General features: G+C 70.8%; 10 protein-coding genes. 4 read left to right on the top strand and 6 right to left on the bottom strand.

Annotation, left to right across the window (positions count from 1 at the left end; all coding sequences use genetic code 11):
- The 6 genes from ABZ646_RS06070 to ABZ646_RS06045 all read right to left on the bottom strand — a co-directional run.
- On the bottom strand, positions 1-1,164 hold a 1,164-nt coding region (locus ABZ646_RS06070), incomplete at its 3' end, for a TIGR02679 family protein (RefSeq protein WP_360513412.1).
- A 125-nt stretch (positions 1,165-1,289) separates the two neighbouring features.
- Positions 1,290-5,528 (bottom strand): TIGR02680 family protein, encoded by a 4,239-nt coding sequence (locus ABZ646_RS06065; RefSeq protein WP_360513410.1) that lies wholly within the window; start codon positions 5,526-5,528, stop codon positions 1,290-1,292.
- A complete protein-coding gene (locus ABZ646_RS06060; RefSeq protein WP_360513408.1) occupies positions 5,525-6,802 on the bottom strand; it encodes a TIGR02678 family protein in 1,278 nt (425 codons plus the stop codon). Before ABZ646_RS06060 ends, ABZ646_RS06065 begins: the two co-directional genes overlap by 4 nt.
- Positions 6,799-8,409: a DUF2397 domain-containing protein gene (locus ABZ646_RS06055; RefSeq protein WP_360513406.1), complete on the bottom strand. Its 1,611-nt coding sequence runs from the start codon at positions 8,407-8,409 to the stop codon at positions 6,799-6,801. Before ABZ646_RS06055 ends, ABZ646_RS06060 begins: the two co-directional genes overlap by 4 nt.
- Positions 8,410-8,696: 287 nt before the next feature.
- Positions 8,697-11,879, bottom strand: a complete 3,183-nt coding sequence (locus tag ABZ646_RS06050; protein ID WP_360513404.1) for an SMC family ATPase — start codon at positions 11,877-11,879, stop codon at positions 8,697-8,699.
- Complete coding sequence (locus ABZ646_RS06045; protein WP_360513402.1) at positions 11,876-13,162, bottom strand: exonuclease SbcCD subunit D; 1,287 nt, start codon at positions 13,160-13,162, stop codon at positions 11,876-11,878. The genes ABZ646_RS06050 and ABZ646_RS06045 overlap by 4 nt, the downstream gene beginning before the upstream one ends.
- Before the next feature lie 135 nt (positions 13,163-13,297).
- Here ABZ646_RS06045 and ABZ646_RS06040 point away from each other — a divergent pair, with 135 nt between their 5' ends.
- Genes ABZ646_RS06040 through ABZ646_RS06025 form a run of 4 tightly spaced genes read left to right on the top strand, consistent with a single transcriptional unit; the run spans position 13,298 to position 18,133 of the window.
- Positions 13,298-14,158, top strand: coding sequence for a hypothetical protein (locus tag ABZ646_RS06040; RefSeq protein ID WP_360513400.1), 861 nt, complete (start codon positions 13,298-13,300; stop codon positions 14,156-14,158).
- Between the two features lie 32 nt (positions 14,159-14,190).
- Positions 14,191-15,324: a hypothetical protein gene (locus ABZ646_RS06035; RefSeq protein WP_360513398.1), complete on the top strand. Its 1,134-nt coding sequence runs from the start codon at positions 14,191-14,193 to the stop codon at positions 15,322-15,324.
- Positions 15,321-16,805 carry a hypothetical protein gene (locus ABZ646_RS06030; protein ID WP_360513396.1) on the top strand — a complete coding sequence of 495 codons (1,485 nt, stop codon included), beginning with the start codon at positions 15,321-15,323 and terminating at the stop codon, positions 16,803-16,805. Before ABZ646_RS06035 ends, ABZ646_RS06030 begins: the two co-directional genes overlap by 4 nt.
- Positions 16,802-18,133 (top strand): AAA domain-containing protein, encoded by a 1,332-nt coding sequence (locus ABZ646_RS06025; protein WP_360513394.1) that lies wholly within the window; start codon positions 16,802-16,804, stop codon positions 18,131-18,133. Before ABZ646_RS06030 ends, ABZ646_RS06025 begins: the two co-directional genes overlap by 4 nt.
- Positions 18,134-18,156: the final 23 nt, after the last annotated feature.

The following is an 18,156-nucleotide window of genomic DNA, read 5'->3' as shown; positions in this document are numbered from 1 at the left end:
GTGTAGAAGTCGGTCCAGCTGTGCTTCTTCGTGAACGGCGAGGCCTCGTTGAGCCATCACGGCCTCGAGCTGCGGATCCCAGGGCGAAGACACAGGGGCCCCCGTCAGCGGGGTAAGTCGGTCGGCGGGCAATTGTGCCAGTGCGTTGAGGTAGTCCGTGCTGTGCATGCGCCAAGGGCGAGCGCCCAGCCGGATCACCCGTTCCGCGATGGCGACGCCGGGCCAGTCGAAGTCGCCGTGGTAGGCGACGTCTGCACCGCTGGCGACGAGCCGTCGCAGTAGTTCCCAGCCCGCCGCAGACGGGTTGCCGCTACCGCACACCAGGACGCCGGGCAGGCCATACCGCGCGGCCGCCTGAAGCACTTGCGGGTTCTCGCAGAAATACACAGTTGTTCCCGGCGCTGTCAGAGCGACATCGGGGACAGTGCGCAGCTCCTGAAGGGTCAGGTGTGTCACCAGCGACAGATCGCTGCGCGTGCGCATCATCATCGCCCAGGGATGGGTTCCGGGCGGGTCCAGCTTCCACACCATGACGGTTCCCGACAGGGTGTCTGTGCTGACGCCGACCCGCTCCCACAGCAGCCGGCGGCTTGCGGCCGAGTCGGGCGACGGCAGTGTGCAGGCTGCCGCAATGGCCTTGAGGACCAGCATGCCGGTGAGACGGCCCTCGTCGAGTCCGTGGGCATCGCCGGTCGTGTGCGCGGCGAGCTCGCTCAGCTCCCACTGCTTCACAGCCTCTGCTCCGGTGCCGGCAGGGGCATGAAGGGGCGTGTTCGTGAGCGCGGCGATGGTGCGTACGGCGTTGCTGAGGGCGGTAGCGGCTGCTTCGATGCCGGCCCGGGTGAGGATGCCGGTGCTCCTCAACTCCGCGAGCCAGTCGGCGATCCAGCCCGCGTGGGCCAGGCCTGCACGGGTGAGGTCGCCGTCCAGCTGCTGCCAGAGCGCGGTCCACGCTGTCTGCTGTGCCTCTTTGGCGGATGTCCGGTCCTGCAGGGGCCGGCCGGTCAGCTCCGCCACGACGCTGACAAGGCCGCACTGGGCGGCCGATGCCCTCAAGGCCGCGTCCAGGGCGCCCAGTTGGATGCGGCGCAGGCCGGGCTCGAGCCGGGTGCCGAGCAGTCCTCCCAGCTGCTTGGCGCCTTCGGCGTCGAGCTGGGCCTGCACGGTTCCGGTGGGGGACAGGCGGTTGCGCTCCAGCCGTCTGCGGGCGGCCTCCCACAGCGCGGTGAGGCTGGGGTCGTCGAGGTAGCTGCGGACGGGGGCGGGCAGCTGGGGGAGGGAATGAGGGTTCATGATGCGGCGCGCAGATGGCGGTTGCGGCCGTCCCAGTGGACGTGGGTAGTCACGGCCGCGGTGCCTTCGGCGCGGCGCACTTCGTAGGTGTCCAGGGCGGGAACCTCGGCGAAGAATCCCCACAGGGCGTGGCCGGTCATGACGAAGTCGAGGTCCAGGCGGACCAGAAGCGCCATCAGTTCACCGATGGTCCGGTGGTCGACTTTGGCGAAGGCGTCGTCCAGGAGGATCAGCCGCAGGGCCCGGCCGGTGTCGGGCAGGCTGCTGAGGTAGGCGTCGGCGGCGGCGAACAGGGTCACGTAGGACACGAAGCGGGTCTCCCCCTGCGAGAGCTTGGCCCGGCGGCTGATCTTGCGTTCCTGGCCCGGTTCGGGACCGGTGATGAAGGCGTCCACGACATGCCAGGCCCGGTAGTCGAGAGCCGTGTGCAGGTGGGTGGCGTATCCGGCCTGGGGGTCATCGCTGTAGGCGGCGTCCACGAGTGCCTTGAGCCGGCTGATGAGTTCCTCGGATTCCGCTTCGCGCAGCACATGGACGTCGCGTTTCATCAGCTCTTTGATCCGCGTGATGTGCTCGCCTGCCGAATCGGCCAGCCGCCAGCGGATCTTGACGCCGATGCCGTGGCTGGTGGTGATGGGCTGCAGCGAGGTGTTCATCGCCTTGACCAGGCCTTCGGCCTCTAGGATGCGGTTGCGGAGTTCTTCGGCCATCCCGCCCAGGACGAAGTGGTGGAAGGCCGTGCGCTCACGCTGGGTCAGCGCGCTGCGTCCGCGGTCGCGTCGTTCCCGCAGTTCGGCTGCGGCATCGGCGATGTGGCGCCGTCCGCCGGCATCCGTCAGTTCCACGACATGCAGGTCGTCCTCGATCGTTACGGTCACGTCGTAGGCGCCCGCGGTGTTGCGTTCCAGTACCGACTGGGCGCGTACCAGCGCGGTGGCATCGGCGGTGCTCTCCGGCCGCTGTACCGCTGCCCGGACCTCGCGCACCGCAGCCAGGACGTCGTCCGCACCGGCGCTCGCCGACAGCAGTACCGCAGGAGCAACCGTGCCCGGGACCAGGGCCACGGCCAGAGCCGGATGGCCCAGGCGCCGGTGCAGCGCCTGGGCCTGCTGGACGAGAGCCGCCCGTGCCTCTTGTGCTTTCTCCCGGGCGCCCTGCGCCTTCTCCTTGGCCGCGGCCACCTGGCCGGTCAGGTCGAGTACCTGGCTGTTGGTGCGCTGCAGGATCGCCTTGGTCTGCTTCAGCTCCCGTTCGGCTGCGTCGAGACGGTCGTGCACCTCCTGCGGGCTGGATCCGAGGCTCTCGCGCAATGCGGCCAGCGCGGAAGCCTCCCGCGACCAGTCCAGGCCTGCCGACTCGGCGTGCCCCTCTGCCTCACTGCGCCGGTCGCGGACGGTGCGCAGGCGCGCCAGCAGAAGCTCCCGGCGGGCCAGATGCTTCTTGACCGCTTCGCCGGCGCGGTCCACATCCCGGCACATGGCCTGCGACTGCTCCGCACAGGCCTGCATGGTCCGCAGACCCTCTGCGTCGTCGGGCATTCCCAGGGCCGCACAGACCTCGCGGTGGCTGTGCTGGCGGGCCGTCCAGGCCCGCTGCATCCGCTGGGCCTCCTCCGCGAGCGCGCCTGCTTGCCTGCGGGCGGCGACGGCGTCCGTACGGGCTGAGGCGGCCTGCAGGCGCAGCGTCGCGAGCTGCACGGAGCGCGGAGCCTCCACCAGGTGGCTCTCCAGGTCCCGCAGCCCGGCCTCCAGGGCGTCCTGCTGCTCGCTGCGCTCCTGTGCCGCCTGCTGCAACTGTTCGAGCAGGATGTCGATCTCGGCGAGACGGGCCGCGCGGGCGGCCGCCCGCGCCCTGGCGCCGATGTAGCGGGCGCTTGCGGGCAGGTGACGTCCCCTCAGAGGACCGTTGCCCCACGAGCCGTCGGGCGCCACCCAGGTGGGGTGCCCCGGACTCAGGGCGATCTGATCCAGGACGGCGTTGACGCGTGCCACCTCCTTGCTGTCGCTCCCGGCCGGGACCAGCAGCGTGCGCAGTGAGCGCAGCGCCGGGGGACCGCCGGCTGTCACCAACAGCTGGCCGCTTTCGGCGACCACGTCGCCGTCCTGCGTGAGGACGCCGTACAGCAGCCCCGAGGCCAGCAGGGCGCCCTCCAGGCCGGCCCGCACCCCTGCGTCGACCTCGGTACGGAACTCCAGCAGCTGCCACAGCGCCGGTGCACCGGCAGGCGGGCTGTCCAGCCAGTCCGGCACCGCCGGCGGCACATCGCGCTCCCGGCGCAGTTCCCCGGCTTCGGCCAGCAACTGCTCGCGCCGGGCGTTGTCCTGCTGTGCCTGTGCGACCAATGCGGCCGTCTGCTGGGCGTGCAGGGCCCGGGCAGGCGCGGCCACCTGATGGGCAAGGGCGTCCAGGCTGGCCAGTTCACGGTCGGCGTCCGGGCTGGCCGGCACGTCACCGGCCAGGGCTTCGATGTCGTCCAGAAGGGCGGCGACGGCCGTGCCGTGCCAGTCGACGTCGCCCAGCAGACGCTGCGAGCGCGAGGACGCGGTCCAGGTCCGCCAGGCCACGGCCAGCTTCGCCGCCGCTTCATCGCGGTTGCTTTCTGCTTGCTGCGCTTTGTCTTCAGCCGCGGAGGCGTCTTGGGCGGCGTCTTCGGCCCGGTCCTGTGCGCGCCGTACTTTCTCGAGAGCGGAGACCAGTTCCCGGGCCTCGCCGGCGCGTGCGGCTGCCTGCTGGGCCCGGGTGGCCGCAGCCGAGCGCAGCGCGGGGACCGCCGCGAGCAGGGCGTCGATGGTCGCGGTGATGCCGTCCGGGGCGGGCATGAGAGGCAGTGCCGCCGGGCGGCTGACGGGCTCCGGGTCGGCATCCGCGCTGGTGCGCACCGGCTCCACCACGAGATCAGGCTCCCGCACCTCGAAGTGCGGGGCAGCGGGCAGCGAGGTGTTGAGACCTGCCCCCACCAGGAGTTCACCGGCCTGCTGGACGATCTGGGCCGCCTCGTCTGCCGCGCTCTTGGCGTCCTGGGCCGCTTCGTTGCACGCGTCGGCGGTGCGCTGTTCCTCCTCACGGGCCCCCTCGGCGGTGGCCATGGCGTTGCGGGCGGCCGCTTCCAGAGCCTGCAGGGTGCCGAGGCGTTCGCTGAGCTCCCGGGCAGCCCTGTACTCGCTCGACTGGCGGATTCCGGCGACGGTTGCTTCCAACTCGTCGCGATAGCCGTCCAGTTCGCGGACCTCGGCTACCGCGTCGGCATGGTCGCGGACGAGCTGGAGGTGTGTCTCCTCCCGCTGTGCGGCCCTCGCGTCGGTGTCCCGGGCCAGGACAGCCGCAGCCTGAGTGCGGTCACTGGCGTCGATACAGACGCCCGTGGCGTAACGGGTATAGACCCTGAGGAAGTCGGCGACGTGACCGTAGGCGGTTTCCAGCCGGGCCAGCGCGGCCCGGGTCTCTTCCAGCCCGTCGAGTTCCTCACCCGCCGTGGCGATGGCCTTGTCGGACAGCGGGGGCAGGGCGTCGGAAAGGATCTGGGGCAGGCGGCCTTCGTCGATGCGATTGCCCACGTCGGGCGAGCGCAGCGTGTGCAGCAACTGCAGCAGTCCCGTATACCGCTCGCGTCCCTGGTCGCCGTGGAGCCCGAAGACGGCCGTGCGTACCCGGTCGCGGTGGACGTCGGGAGATGAGGTCAGACGGTCCGCTCCGATGACGGCGGCCAGGCCTTCCTTCGACAGCGGGACCCGGCTGGTGTCGAGAAGGACCAGGTCCTCATCGACCCGCAGAGGGGTGAGGAAGTACCAGGCCTTCGCCTCCGCGGCACTGTGCGAGAAGCGGATCAGGGCGCCCGCGGTCAGGAACTCTGTGCGCTGCTCACCGCCGGCGTCCTCCACGGCACGGGTGAGCTCCAGCCACACATACCCGAGCCGGTTGGCCTGGCCGTCGCCGCCCGCCCGCATCAGGTCCTCCAGCCGGACCTTGCCGGACCCGGTGGCATCCATGCGGCGCCGGTCGGCGTCCAGGACGAACGGCAGCAGCATCTCCAGGGCCCGGGACTTGCCGGACCCGTTCGATCCCCGCAGCACCAGGCGGCCGCCCGAGAGATCGAAGCGCTGGTCGAAGTAGAACCAGACGTTGACGATTCCCGCCCGGTTCAGCCGCCACCGGTAGGGATGGGACGCGCTGGCGGGCGCTCGGCCGCCCGCGGGGCTGTCGGCTGTGCGCGGGCCGGGGAAGACAAGGGCACTCACAATGCCTCCCTGAGGAAGGACTCGGTGAACAGCACGTCGGAAGGCGGCGCGCCGGCGCTGTCGGGCGGTGGATCGGCCAGCCGCCGTGCGGCGCGCGTCGGCTGGGCCTGCGGTTCGGGCCGGTAGCGGGCCGCTGCCGGATGCAGGACCAGTCCTTCGGGCAGGCTGCGGGCCAGCGACATGGATTCCAGCAGGGCCACGACCTCCTTCTGCAGACGGGCCGGATCGGCGGTGTAGGCACCGGCCCAGGCCTTGGCGTAGCGCGAGGCCAGGCCATCCAGTTCACTGCGGACCGTGTCCCATGGCGTCAGCAGGCCCGGAACATCTGCCGCAGTCCCCGGGACGTGGTGACCCGCCGCCGGCCGGGCCAGATCGGTCAGCGCATCGGTCAGCAGCAGCGCTGCCTGGCGCACGGTACCCGGGCCTGGATAGGCCACATCGCTGAGGGTTCCTTCGGTGTCGTAGGCCAAAGCCCCCTCCGCTCTGACCTCCAGCGTCAGCCCGAAGTGCTCCTCCAGAAGGCGCGTCAGCTCCGAGCGTTCCCGGGAGAGGACATCACGCTCGTCTTCCGGGAGCTCTTCCCGCTTCACCAGCGGGTTCTCCACCAGACGGCGCCGCAGACTGCGCCGGGGCTCGGACGCCCCGCTCGGCGGCTGATCCGCCAGGTCGGCCAGGGAGGCCACATTGCGCAACGGGCGGGGCAGCACGTGCGGCAGCAGGGGGCGGTGGATCTGCAGCACCCCTTCCTCGCGCCGTTCACTCCAGGCGGACAGCGATCCGTCGGTCTCGGTCAGCACACCCCAGTCGATGAGAAGCCCGACGGCCTGGACCAGGCGGCGGTTCTCCGAGGGCGTGTCGCGCAAGTCGACACCGGCCGAGGCGGCATCGGCCCGTACCTGTTCGACCAGCGAGGAGATCAGCAGCCACTCCCCGGTACCGGGTGTGAGCAACGCGGCGCAGGCCAGCGAGAACAGTGCATAGGTCTGCGGGGTGAAGGGCGGGCTGTCTCCCCGCTGGGCGGGCCGCAGGGGGCTGTCCGGGCTCGGAGGTGTCTTCACCAGCCGGGCAAAGGAGGTCTCGATGATGAGGTGGTATCCCAGGAGCTTGGCGAAGGTGGAGCGCAGCGCGGCGGAATGCCTGCGGACCACGGTCAGTTCGTCCGGCTGCCGGTGTGATGTCAGCACGGGACAGGCCAGCAGGGTGCGGGCGGCCAGACGCCGCTCCGCGGCCTCGTGCTGAGCGGTGGAGCCGGGCGGCCTGTTGTCCGCGCTCACCGGACGCCTCCTGCGGCCGAGGGCGGCTGCCGGTCCTCGTCCGTGCCGGCGGTGAGTTCGTCTGCCGCGCTTTCGGCCGGTGGGTCACCGGGGCGGGCCTCGTCGGCGGCCGAGGCTTTGAGAACCAGACGCAAGAAGGTCGTGTCGCCGTCGTCCGATTTGATCACGGTGTCGGTGTCCGACTCCGCGACGTCGACGGCGACGTGGAGATCGATGTCCTCCACGCGCACGGTTTGTGACGGGCTGAGTTCCTTGGCCAGTGCCATGGACACCAGTTCCAGCAGCAGGTCACGGGCCGCGGGAGTGAGGTGTGCTCCGTCCAGCGCTCCGGCAGCGGCGAGTTCGGCCCCGGCCGTTTGGCGGGCCGCGAGTTCCTGCGCGGCTTCCTCCTGCAGACGGGCGATGTCCATGCCGGGGTCGGGCACCCGCGCGGTGCGGCCGCGCGCCGTGCGGTCGCCGCGCTCCCGCAAGGAGACCGGGACATCCACCGGGCCGGCGTCCCACCACGACGTCGAAGCGGTGTCGCGGGGGTCGGCCTCCTCGGGACCGAAGCTCACATGGCGCGCGGGGTAGGCGCCGAAGGCGGCCGCGAAGCCGCGGTGGGCCTCTTCGACACTGGCCTGTGCGAACAGGCCGGCCAGGTGCATCAGGTCGCTGCGCCTGGCCCCGCCGGTGCCGCCGGGGGTGAGCATGCGCCGCGCGTTGGTGAGCAGCTGCCCCAGAGCCGACTCGGCCGCGGCCCGCAGCTGCGCCGGGCCGGACATGCCGCTGTCACCGCCGCTGTACCAGGCCAGCAGCTCCGCCCAGTCGTTGTACTGCCGTCCCGGCAGCCGCTCGACCGGGGCGCCGTCCGCGGAGGCCAGGCCCGGCAGGCTGTCCAGAGCGCTCAGGACGTGGTCCAGGACCGGCTGGAGGTCTTCCAGGCATTTCAGGACCGCGGGGGAGTGCCGGGAGACGTCGGTGTCGATGAGGTGGACGTATTCCAGCAGCAGGCCCTTGAACGACGCGTACTCCTCACCGGCCAGGTCGTAGCGCACCAGCACGGACGACAGGTAGGCGTAGAAGTCGCGGATGCTGTCGGCGAAGTACGCCTGGTTGGTGAAGACGGTCGTGACGTCGGCCGCCAGAGCCTCGGCGTCGATGGCGCGGGGACGCTGTGCCCGGCTGAGGATCTTCGACAGCAACACGGCCATGCTGCCGAGCAGTTCGCGTGCCACCTCCCGTGCCCCGTCGCGCATCTGCAGGACCTTGGTGACCTGCCGGTGGACCGTGCCGCCGAGCCGGGTGACCTGGAAACGGGCCCGGGTGTGGCGCAGCGCGGCGACCGTGGGGACACGGGGATCGCGCGTGGACGGCATGAGGTTCTTCCAGCGGACCAGGCTGGCGCAGCGGGCCTCCGCATCCTCCGGGGACAGAGCGATACCGCGTTTCGCCAGGGCCTCACTGACCTCCGCGGCGGACAGGTCGGCCAGCAGCGTCTGCGTGAACTGGTCCATGACGGCGAGGTATTCAGCCGCGTTGTCGGCCGTCACATACCGGAAGAGGTCGCGCCGCTCGTCTAACTCGTCTTCGGAGCCGTCTTCGCCCCCGAAGTAGCCTTCCTCCACTCCCGTCCCCCTCTGGCTGTTTCTCGGCCGCAAGGGGCCAGGAAGGTATTTATGATCAGATTAGGGCGGGAAGCATCCGCTTCCCGGCGATCGATTAGCAAGGACTGAAAATGATCGGATTTTGACAGAGTGTCAGCGGAGCAGGTCGGAGGGATCGTCCGGGAGGGAGAGGCGCCGGCCCGCATCCCGCATCTGCCGCACGAGCCCGTACCGGCGCGGTGCTGTGCCCGGCGCTATGCCGGATGCCGTACCGCTGTCAGTCACGACACGGTGGGCGAAGCGGGCGGTCATGCCAGGTCCGCGAGGTTGTGCAGGTCGTCGCGGACGAGGCTGTCGCGTTCTGCTGCGGTGAGCCAGCGTGCCGTCGAGCCGCGATGGTCCTTTTCTACCCACAGCACGTCGTGCACGGTCTCGGCGACCGGCCGCAGGTGGCTGATGACGGCCAGGAGCTTGTCGGTGCCGACATGGGTGCGCAGTACCTGCAGGGCGCTGTCGAGGGCGGCGGTGTCCAGGGTGCCGAAGCCTTCGTCGAGGAAGAGGCTTTCCAGACGGGTGCCGCTACGGCCGTGCATCTCCATCAGCGCGAGGGAAAGGGCCAGCGAAGCCTGGAAGGTCTCTCCGCCGGACAGGGTGCGCGAGCTGCGGCGGGCATGGCTTGAAAGGCTGACGATGTCGAAGTCGTCGGCGAACCCCAGCCGGCCGCCGGACAGCTGCTGCAGCAGTTCGCTGCCGTGCGCGAGCAGGGCGCGGGTGCGCAGGTCGGTGAGGTGGCCGAGGAACTTCCCGTCCGTCAGGTGAGCGCTCACCGCCTGCCATGCGGCCAGCTGGCGCTCGCCGGCGGTGATCGCTGCCGTCAGCCGGTCTTTGTGCGGGACCTGGGACAGTGCCTTTTCCTCGTCCTGCAGGGCGCGCTGGGCCTCGTTACGCAGGGTGCCGGCCTGGCTGCTCAAGCCGTCCAGGAGAGTGGGGTCCAACGGATCCGTCTCGGCACTCACCTGCAGGACCGCAGTGTCGGGGTAGGCAGCGGTCACCGCTTCCGCGTGCACGGACAGCCGCGTGGTGAGCTCCGCCATGGCTGCGCGCGCTGCGGTGTCGTGTTCGTCCAGGGCTGCCAGCAACAGGGTGCTGACCCTGTCCAGGGCCGCGGCGTACTCCTGAGTGGCCGTGAGGTCGTGCGTCTCGGCCGACGCGGGCAGCGCGGGACGCTGTGCCTCCTCGATGAGCGCGGCCGCGCCGAGCGCGCTGTCCGCCCATCGCTGCAGCCTGGCCCCGAGTTGGTGCAGAGGTTGGGCAACCTCCTGCTGCCAGCGTTCGTTCAGCTCACCCCGTGTGGTCAGCAGCGATTGCACCAGCTCGCTCAACTTCTCCTGCCGCTCGGACAGCTCCTGTTGACGCATCTGCTCGTGCCGCACGGCTTCGGCGGCAGCTTCCAGCTGTTCAGGGACGGGGAGCGTCGGCTGCTGGGGCAGATGCGCATGCGCGAGTTCGGGCAGTGCGGACACACGCGCCATCAGACCGCGCCGCTCGGCCTCCAGACGCTCGGCGGTCTGGTGCGCCTGGACATACCGTTTTTGTGAGGCGAGCGTGGCCGTTTCCAGCGAAGCCCGCGCGGCGCCCAGCTCGGCCTCCTGCTGCGCCAGCTCATTCCTGCCGGCGACGGCCGCCTCCTGCATCTGTGCGACACGGCCGCGGGCGTCACGCAGCAGGACATCCGCCAGGTTCTCCTGCTCGGCGGCTGCCGGCGGCGCGGATTCGGCCATGCGGGTCAGAGCTGCTGCGGCAGCACTCTCCAATTCCTTTGCAAACACAGCGGGCTGAGGGTGACCGCTGCATGCGGCGAGTTCCTGGGCCCCCTCTCGTACCGGGAACAACGAAGCCTCCAGCAGGGCGGCGGCTTCCTGCACGTGGCGCCGGTGTTCGTCCTGGGCTGCCTGGAGCTGTTCGATCTCGAGCCCGTGCAGGGCGTGTTCCCGCTCGGTGTCGGCCAGTACGGCGGAGGCCTTCTCCACCGTGGCCTTGGCGCGGGTGAGGGCCTCGGCGTTCTGCGGCTGCGGCGGCCGGTAGTTCTCCGGCAGCGTCCTGGCGCAGACGGGGCAGCCGTCTCCGGCGGCCAGCCCGTCGCCGGCCCTGTGTGCCGCCTCCTGACGGTGGATGCCGTCCAGCACGTCCTGCGCCCGCGCCTGCGCGGCCCTGGCCTCGTCCAGGTCGCTGCCGGGAGGCGCCTGCAGCAGGGCGGTGAGTTTGTCCTGCGTGAGGGTCTGGGCGGCATGCTGCTGGGCGAGTGCGCCGGCTGCTTCGCCGGCGCGGCGGACGGCGGTCGTCAGTGTCTTCAGCGCTGCGGCGGCCCTGGCCGTTTCGTCCTCGGCGTCCTGCAGCTGCCCGCGCAGTTCCTCGATGTGCTGCTCGCACTCCTGCAGTTCGCCTGCGCGCCGGGCAAGGTCTTCTTCTTCGCCCTCCAGCTCGGCGAGGAGCTCGGCGTGCGCGGTTTCCCCTTCGGTGAGGGCGGTGAGCTGGCCGGGCAGATCCCGAAGGACCTGGGCAACACCGGCCAGGGCATCGGGCGCCAGGCCGGCCGCGGCGGCTGCATCCCGCTCGGCGGTCACGGCCTGAAGATCGGCACGGGCCGTGCCCTCGGCCTCGGTGTTGGCCTCCTGCAACTCCTGCAGTTGGTCCTGGGCCTGCCGGACGGCGGCGGTGATGCTGCCGTAGTCCGGGACGCGGCGCCCGGTGAGCGCGAAGGCGGCATCTGCGGCCAGGCGGGCCTGCTGCCTGGACTGCGCCGTCTGGGTCTGCAGGCGGCGCAGCTCGGTCAGCCGGCCACCGAGGTCCCCAGCACCGGAGTCGGCCCGTTCGCGGCGTTCCCGGGCCGCTCGTGCCTGAGCGCGCGGATCGTCGTGCAGCCGGGCGTCTTCGCGTTGCGCCTGGCTGATGAGGTCCTTGAGACGGCTGCTGGAGTCGATGGCGAGCTGTCGCACGCGCTGCAGCTCGTCGACGCCGAAGAGGGACTTCAGGATGCCGGTGCGCGCGGCGTCACCGGCGTTGAGCAGTTCGTCGAAGCGCCCCTGCGGCACCAGGACGGAGGACTTGAAGGTGACGTAGTCGATCCCGATGAGCTTGCGGACGGCCTCGTCGACGGCGCCCACCCCGTCGGTGTGCCGACCGTCCGGGTCTGTCAGCCGTGCCTGGGTGCGGCGGGTCTCGTGGAAGACGCGATGGACCGTCCACTCCCGGCCCTCCACCGAGAACACCAGGTCGACCATCATGGCCGGACAGTCGTCGGAGCGCAGCTGTGCGACGCGGTCGGTCCAGGAGCATTTGCCGTATAGGGCGGCCGTGACGGCTTCCAGGATGCTGGTCTTGCCCGCGCCGGTGTCACCGAGGATGCCGACGAGGGCCTTGCCGGTAAAGTCGATCGTGCAGGTGCCGGGGTAGCTGCGGACTCCCGAGAAGGTCAGGCGGACGATCTTCATGAGGCGGCCTCCGTGGTGCCGTGGGCGGCGCTGGTCCAGGGTGTGGCGAGGGCTTCGCTGAGAAGCTGCTCGGCGGGGGAGGCCGGCAGCACGGAGTCGGATGCGTTCAGCAGACCGGCGAAGGCGGCCACGACCTCGTCGGCGCTCTGCCCGGGCGTGCCGGGATCGGCGAGGTAGGCGCTGAACGCCGCCGTGATGTCCAGGGCTTCGTGTTCGGCGGCGTCGGCGTCCGTCAGGACAGTCGCCCGGGTGGCCGTGCAGTCTTCCTCGACCTCCACCAGGACTGCCTCCGGGACGAGTTCGGCGACCTTGTCCCCGAGCCGGGGGACGGGCTCGTCGCTGCGGATGACCGCCTTGAGGTAGACGCCGCTGTACTGAGCTGCGTCGGTGCGCAGTTCTTCGAGGGTGCCGTGGAAGCGGGCCAGGCGGCGCCCGGAGTGCAGCGTGTGCGGGGTGATGAGGGTGCGTCTGCCGGCGGCCGCCTCGACGACGGTGACGCTCTTGGTCTCCTCGCTCTCGCCGAAGTCCATCTGCAGTGGGCTGCCGGCGTAGCGGGCGGGCAGCCGGCCGCTGCCGACGGGCTGGGGTTTGTGGATGTGCCCGAGGGCGCAGTAGGCGACCTGCGGCAGGGCGTCGGGGTCGGTGGCGTAGGGCTCGCGCACCTCCCACATCCGCTCGCTCTGGCCCGGCACAGCGCTGGCCACGAATTGGTGGGCGGTGAACAGCAGCACGTCCCGGCCGGGCTCGTAGCCGTCGTGCAGCCGGGTGAGCAGCCCCTCCTGCAGTTCACGCAGGCCAGCCGCGTAGGCGCCCTCGGTGGTCCCGAACCCGGGGAACAGGTGCAGGTAGCGGTTGGGGTGCACGTACGGCAGGGCGGCCAGGCGGATGCGTTCGCGTCCGTCGCGGCTGTCGAAGTTGAGCACCGTGCCCGGGTCCGTGTCGCCGCGGCTGTGTACGAACTGCAGACGGCCCTGGTCGGCGTCGGGCCGCAGAGTGCAGACGTAGTTCAGCAGGTCGAACAGTTCGGGGGAGTCGTGGTTTCCGCCCAGGACCACGGTGGGTGCGATGCGCGCCAGGGCGTCCAGGCAGCGCATCGCGCGCAGGATGTCCTTGTGCGCGGGCCGGTAGGAGTCGAACAGGTCGCCGCTGTGCACGATCAGATCCGGCTGTTCACGCTCGGCTATGGCGGTGATTTCGGCCAGGACGGCGTCGAATTCCTCGTCCCGGGAGCGGCGCGCCATCGTGCGGCCCAGATGCCAGTCGGATGTGTGCAGGGCTTTCATGAACGGCTCCCCTCAGTGCAGGCAGGACTGCCCGACGCCTCCTGCAGCGGCGGCAGTTGGCGAAGTGCCGACGACTCTACAGCAGGAATCACAGGAGAAAACTGGAAAACACTGGAATGCGGTAGGGTGGGTGCCATGCACGAGCATCTGGACGCACTCGAAGAACGCATGCAACAGCTGCAGCAGGCCATGCGGCGTGCCCAACTGGCCCGTGACAGCGACCAGGTCAAGCACCTCCGCGACGAACTGCGGCGCACCCAACGGGCCTGGGACGCCCTGTTCGAGCAGACCGAGGACGGCCAGGACGCCCCCGCCCCGGACGCCGCCTCACGCAGCGCTTCCGCGCCGGACGCAACGACGGAGCCGCCGGCCCTGCTGCCCGCACGTGAACAGGTCCACCAGGTCCTGACCCTGCTGGCCGTGCCCGCAGCCCCCAAGCTCATCAGCACCGTCCACGAAGCCTTCTTCGCGGGCGCGTTGGCACCCTCACGGCTGACCAGCCTGCGCCGCGACGAGGAACGCTCCTACCGCTCCGCACCCGGCGCCCGCCCCTATTACCTGTGCCCAGCGCTCACCTCCGACCTGCTCTCACCCGCCCGCGGCCTGCTCACCATCAGCACCTGGCACCTGGAGCAGCGCATCGTCGGCCCCCTCAGCGCCCGCGTCCACTTCCTCACCAGCGCCCTGAACATCGCAGATGCCGCCGAGCGCCTCGACCTCGACAGCCTGCCCCTGCCCGCCCGGCAACTCCTGGTGCGCTACGCCCAGAACATCCCCGGCGCCCAGCCCCCCATACCGCAGCACACCGCAGCCCCCGCTCCCATCGACCTGCCGCTGCTGCGCCGCGCCGCGCAGGACGAACTCGCCCTGCACACCGACAGCGACACCCGCACCCGCTCCGAGGCAGCCGGCCGCGCCCGTCGCCAACTCGACGAAACAGGACTGCTGTTCGGCGGCTCCTTCCAGTCCGCCCGCCGACTGCGCTCCGTTACCTGACCGCCTTCGACCCGCCCCCGCAAGGAAGCTTCGTGAGTTTGCTCAACGACCGGCTCGACGCACTGCGCGGCACCGTCCCTGCCAAAGGACACGACGCCCGCACCCTCGCGGCCCTGACCACCAACCCCGGCTGCACCCGCCGGGCGCTGCTGGACGCGGCCGGCGTCGACAAGGACGCCATCGCCGTCCACCTGGGCAAACCCCGCCCGCTCGCCAAATCTTCTATCGCCCTCCGCAGCGGGGCCATCTTCGAACAGCAGGTGAAGGCCGACGGCGGCGCCGAACTTCTGCGCCTGCTGCGCGAGGCCCTCGGCCTTCCGCTGCCCGAGGCAGCCCACACCGACCTCGCAGCAGTCGGCACCCAGGACGCCTCCCTGCAAGTGCGTCACGCCTACACCCGTACCGCCATCCTGGAAGCCATCCGCTCCACCGGCCCCGCCCGTACGCTGCTGGATCACCCCATCCTGCAGCTGACCGTCGCCGGCCACCCCGTCTACCTCGAGCCCGACGTGGTCGCCTTCCAGCTCGACGGCGTCTTCCACATCATCGAGATCAAATCCTTCGCCGTCCTCGACGGTCAGGCCGACCCGGCCAAAGTGGCCGCCGCCGTCACCCAGGCTGCCGCCTACATCCTCGCCCTGCGCGAACTGCTGGAAAACGAAGGCGTCGACAAGGACGCCGTCTCAGACGACGTCATCCTCGTCACCCCCCGCAACTTCAGCCGCCGCCCCGTCGCGAGTCTCGTCGACGCCCGCAAGAAGGTCGCCGCCCTCACCCGCCAGCTGAGCCGGCTCACCCGCATCGAGCCCCTGCTGGACGCACTGCCGCCCCACACCACCTTCGACCTCGCCCCCGACCCAGACGACCGGCCCACCCGCGACCCCAAGGCCCTCACGGCAGCCCTGCAGACCACCTCCGCCCGCTACACCCCCGCCTGCCGCCACTTCTGCGACCTGGCTTACTTCTGCCGCAGTGAAGCCCGCGACGAAGGCTCGATCGATGTGCTCGGTACCGGCGTCCGGGACGACCTGGGCGGCATCGACCACATCACCACCGCCCTGCGCCTGGCCGACGGCACCCGCGCCCCGGCCCCCGACCAGACCGACCTGGCCGCAGCCCTGCAGCACGCCCACACCATCCGCGCCCAACTGCGGGAGTCCGCATGAGCCTGCTCACCACCCTGCTGCGCCTGGAGGCGGCTGAAACCGAGCACGCCCAAAACGCCAGCACCATCCGCCATTTCCACCTCGCCGAGCGGCCGCTGGTCATCCTGCCGCTCAACCGCTCTGGCACCGAAGCCGCCCCGCTGGCCGTCATGTACGGCGACGACCCCGCCCAGCCCCGGCTGCTGGTCGCACCCCCGCGCGGCCGGCCCACCGGGTTCCTGGATGACCTGGCCGACGGCATCCTCACCTACATCCACAGCTTCCAGCACACCACCGAACGCCTGCCCGCCCGCGGCAGCAAACCCGCCCGCCACCGCTACACCCACGCCCCCCAACTCCTCGTCGCCAACCGCAAATCCATCTCCTACATCGAGCGGCTGGGCCGCGCCCTGCGCTTCACCGAACCATCCGAGGGTGCCGACCCGGCCCGCAGCGTCGGACGCCTCGGACAGTGGCTGACCTTCTTCGCCGAGCACGCCGAATACCCCGGCTCCGCCTTCCTGCTCGCCCTGACGGACCTGCTGACCACCCACTGGGTCACCGGCCAAAGCCCCCTGGAAGACGAGCACCTCGCCGCCCTCCTGGCGTGGATAGACCCCCCGCCCGGCACCACCGGCCTGCACGCCGCCCTCGCCGCCGAAGACCCCCAACTGCGCCGGCCAGCCGGCCCGGCCACCGACCCCTCCTTCGACACCTTCGAACTCGACCCCCTGCTGACGGCCTACGACACCGCCGCCGAGGAGGGCAACACCGCCGCCATGACCCGGCACACCGACCGGCTGCGCGACCTCCTGCACACCTATCTCCACCCCACCTGGGACGACGCCTGGCAGGCGCTCGCCCTGCTGCGCACCCTGCCCCAGACTCCGGACGCCCACCGCCGCTGGGACGCCGACCGCGACCGTTTCACCGCCTACAGCACCTACCTCGCCGACGACGGCCGCCCCCAGCCCATCAAGGACGATGCCGTCTCCGCCGCCCGCCGCCTGGCCCGTCTCGAACAGGCCGCTGGCGCCTTCGAAGCACGCCGCGCTCTCGAAGACGACTTCGTCATGGCCGAACGGCGCACCAGCGGAGAAGCCCTCGCCGGCACCGTCATCGACACCGACCCCCACCGCACCGTCACCGGTCCCACCGGCCGTGCCCAGCGCAAGCCCCGTTTCACCCTGCACACCACCGACCCCATCCGTCTGGACATCGGAAACCTGCTGGCCGGACCCCACAACCCCCGGGTACACATGGCCATCCGCAGCATCACCGCCCGCGCCGGCGGCAGCGACCTGCTGCTCGAGGTCACCACCCTCACCACCAAACCCGACTCCGTCCCCGCCGTCGGTGACGACCTCTGCCTCACCCTCGCCCCCGAGTTCTTCCGCCAGCCACCCTTCCCCAGCCGCGACAACATCCCCTGGACGCACGGCGGCCCCCAGCACGACCACCCCGCCACTATCCTGGAGGCGGCCGAGGAGCCTCAGCCATGACCCAGCACACGCCCTCACCCGCCGAACTGGCCCGTGCGGCCGTGACCGGCGTCCTTGACGCACTCACCGCAGGCAGCGACCAGGCCCTCGTCGTCGACTCTCCGCCCGGCGCCGGGAAAACCACCCTGGTCGTCCGCGCCGCCCGCACCCTCGCCGCAGGCGGCGAACAGTGCATCATCGTCGCCCAGACCAACCACCAGGTTGACGACCTCCTGGCTCGCCTCGCCGCCCCCGAAGCGCCCCGACTGCGCCTGGGACGCCTTACCGGGCACACCTACCACGTCCCTGACCACGTCCAGGAACTGGCCGACACCATCATCAGCAAGGACATCAAAGACGTCCTCGCCTGTGATGTGATCGTCGCAACTGCCAAGAAATGGGCGAACGTTGACGGACCCCGCTGGAGGTGGGCCATCATCGACGAGGCCTATCAGATGCGCTCCGACGCCCTGCTGCTGATCGCCAAACTCTTCGACCAAGCCCTCTTCGTGGGCGATCCCGGCCAGCTCGACCCGTTCTCCATCATCCGCACCCCCCGCTGGACCGGCCTGCCTCACGACCCCATGAACAGCGCCGTCACGGTCCTGATGAACCACAACGACGCCGCCCTGCACACGCTGCCTGTCTCCTGGCGCCTTCCCCCCTCGGCAGCCGGCCTCGTCTCCCGCGCCTTCTACCCCTTCACCCCCTTCCAGGCAGGCACCACCCCTGCCACCCGGAGCCTGCACTTCACCACCAGCGGCCTGCACAGCCCCCTGGACGCCACCGTCGAGGAAGCCGCCCGCTCCGGCTGGGCCCTGCACGAACTACCCGCCCGACATACCGCCCGCACCGACCCCGAAGCCGCCCACGCCGCCGTCGCGCTGGCCGCACGATTGCTCGCCCGCGGCGCCGAGGCCGTGTGCGAAAACCACCCTTCCGGCCGCCGCCTTCAACCCGGTGACATCGCCATCGGCACCGCCCACCGCGAACAGGCCCGCCACATCCAGCAGCTTCTCAACCGCACCCCCGAGACCCGGGATGTGTGCGCCGATACCGCCAACCGCCTGCAGGGACGCGAATTCGCCGTCACCATCGTCCTGCACCCGCTGTCCGGACGCCGCGACGCCTCCGCGTTCCACCTGGAAGCAGGCCGCCTGTGCGTGCTGGCCTCACGCCACCGCCACGCCTGCATCATGGTTGCCCGCTCCGGCATCGCCGATCTCCTCGACAGCCACCCCTCCAACGACCCCGTCCACCTCGGCGTCCCCGCCAAATTCCCCGACGGCTGGGAAGCCCACCAGCACGTCCTCGACCACCTTTCCCCGCACCGCATTCGCACCGCCTGATCCCGCCCCCGCCCGCCTCTGGA

The organism is Streptomyces sp. NPDC007162 (assembly GCF_040634175.1).
GTDB lineage: Bacteria > Actinomycetota > Actinomycetes > Streptomycetales > Streptomycetaceae > Streptomyces.
Note: the sequence above shows the minus strand (reverse complement) of the source record. Positions and strands in the feature narration are given on the sequence as shown.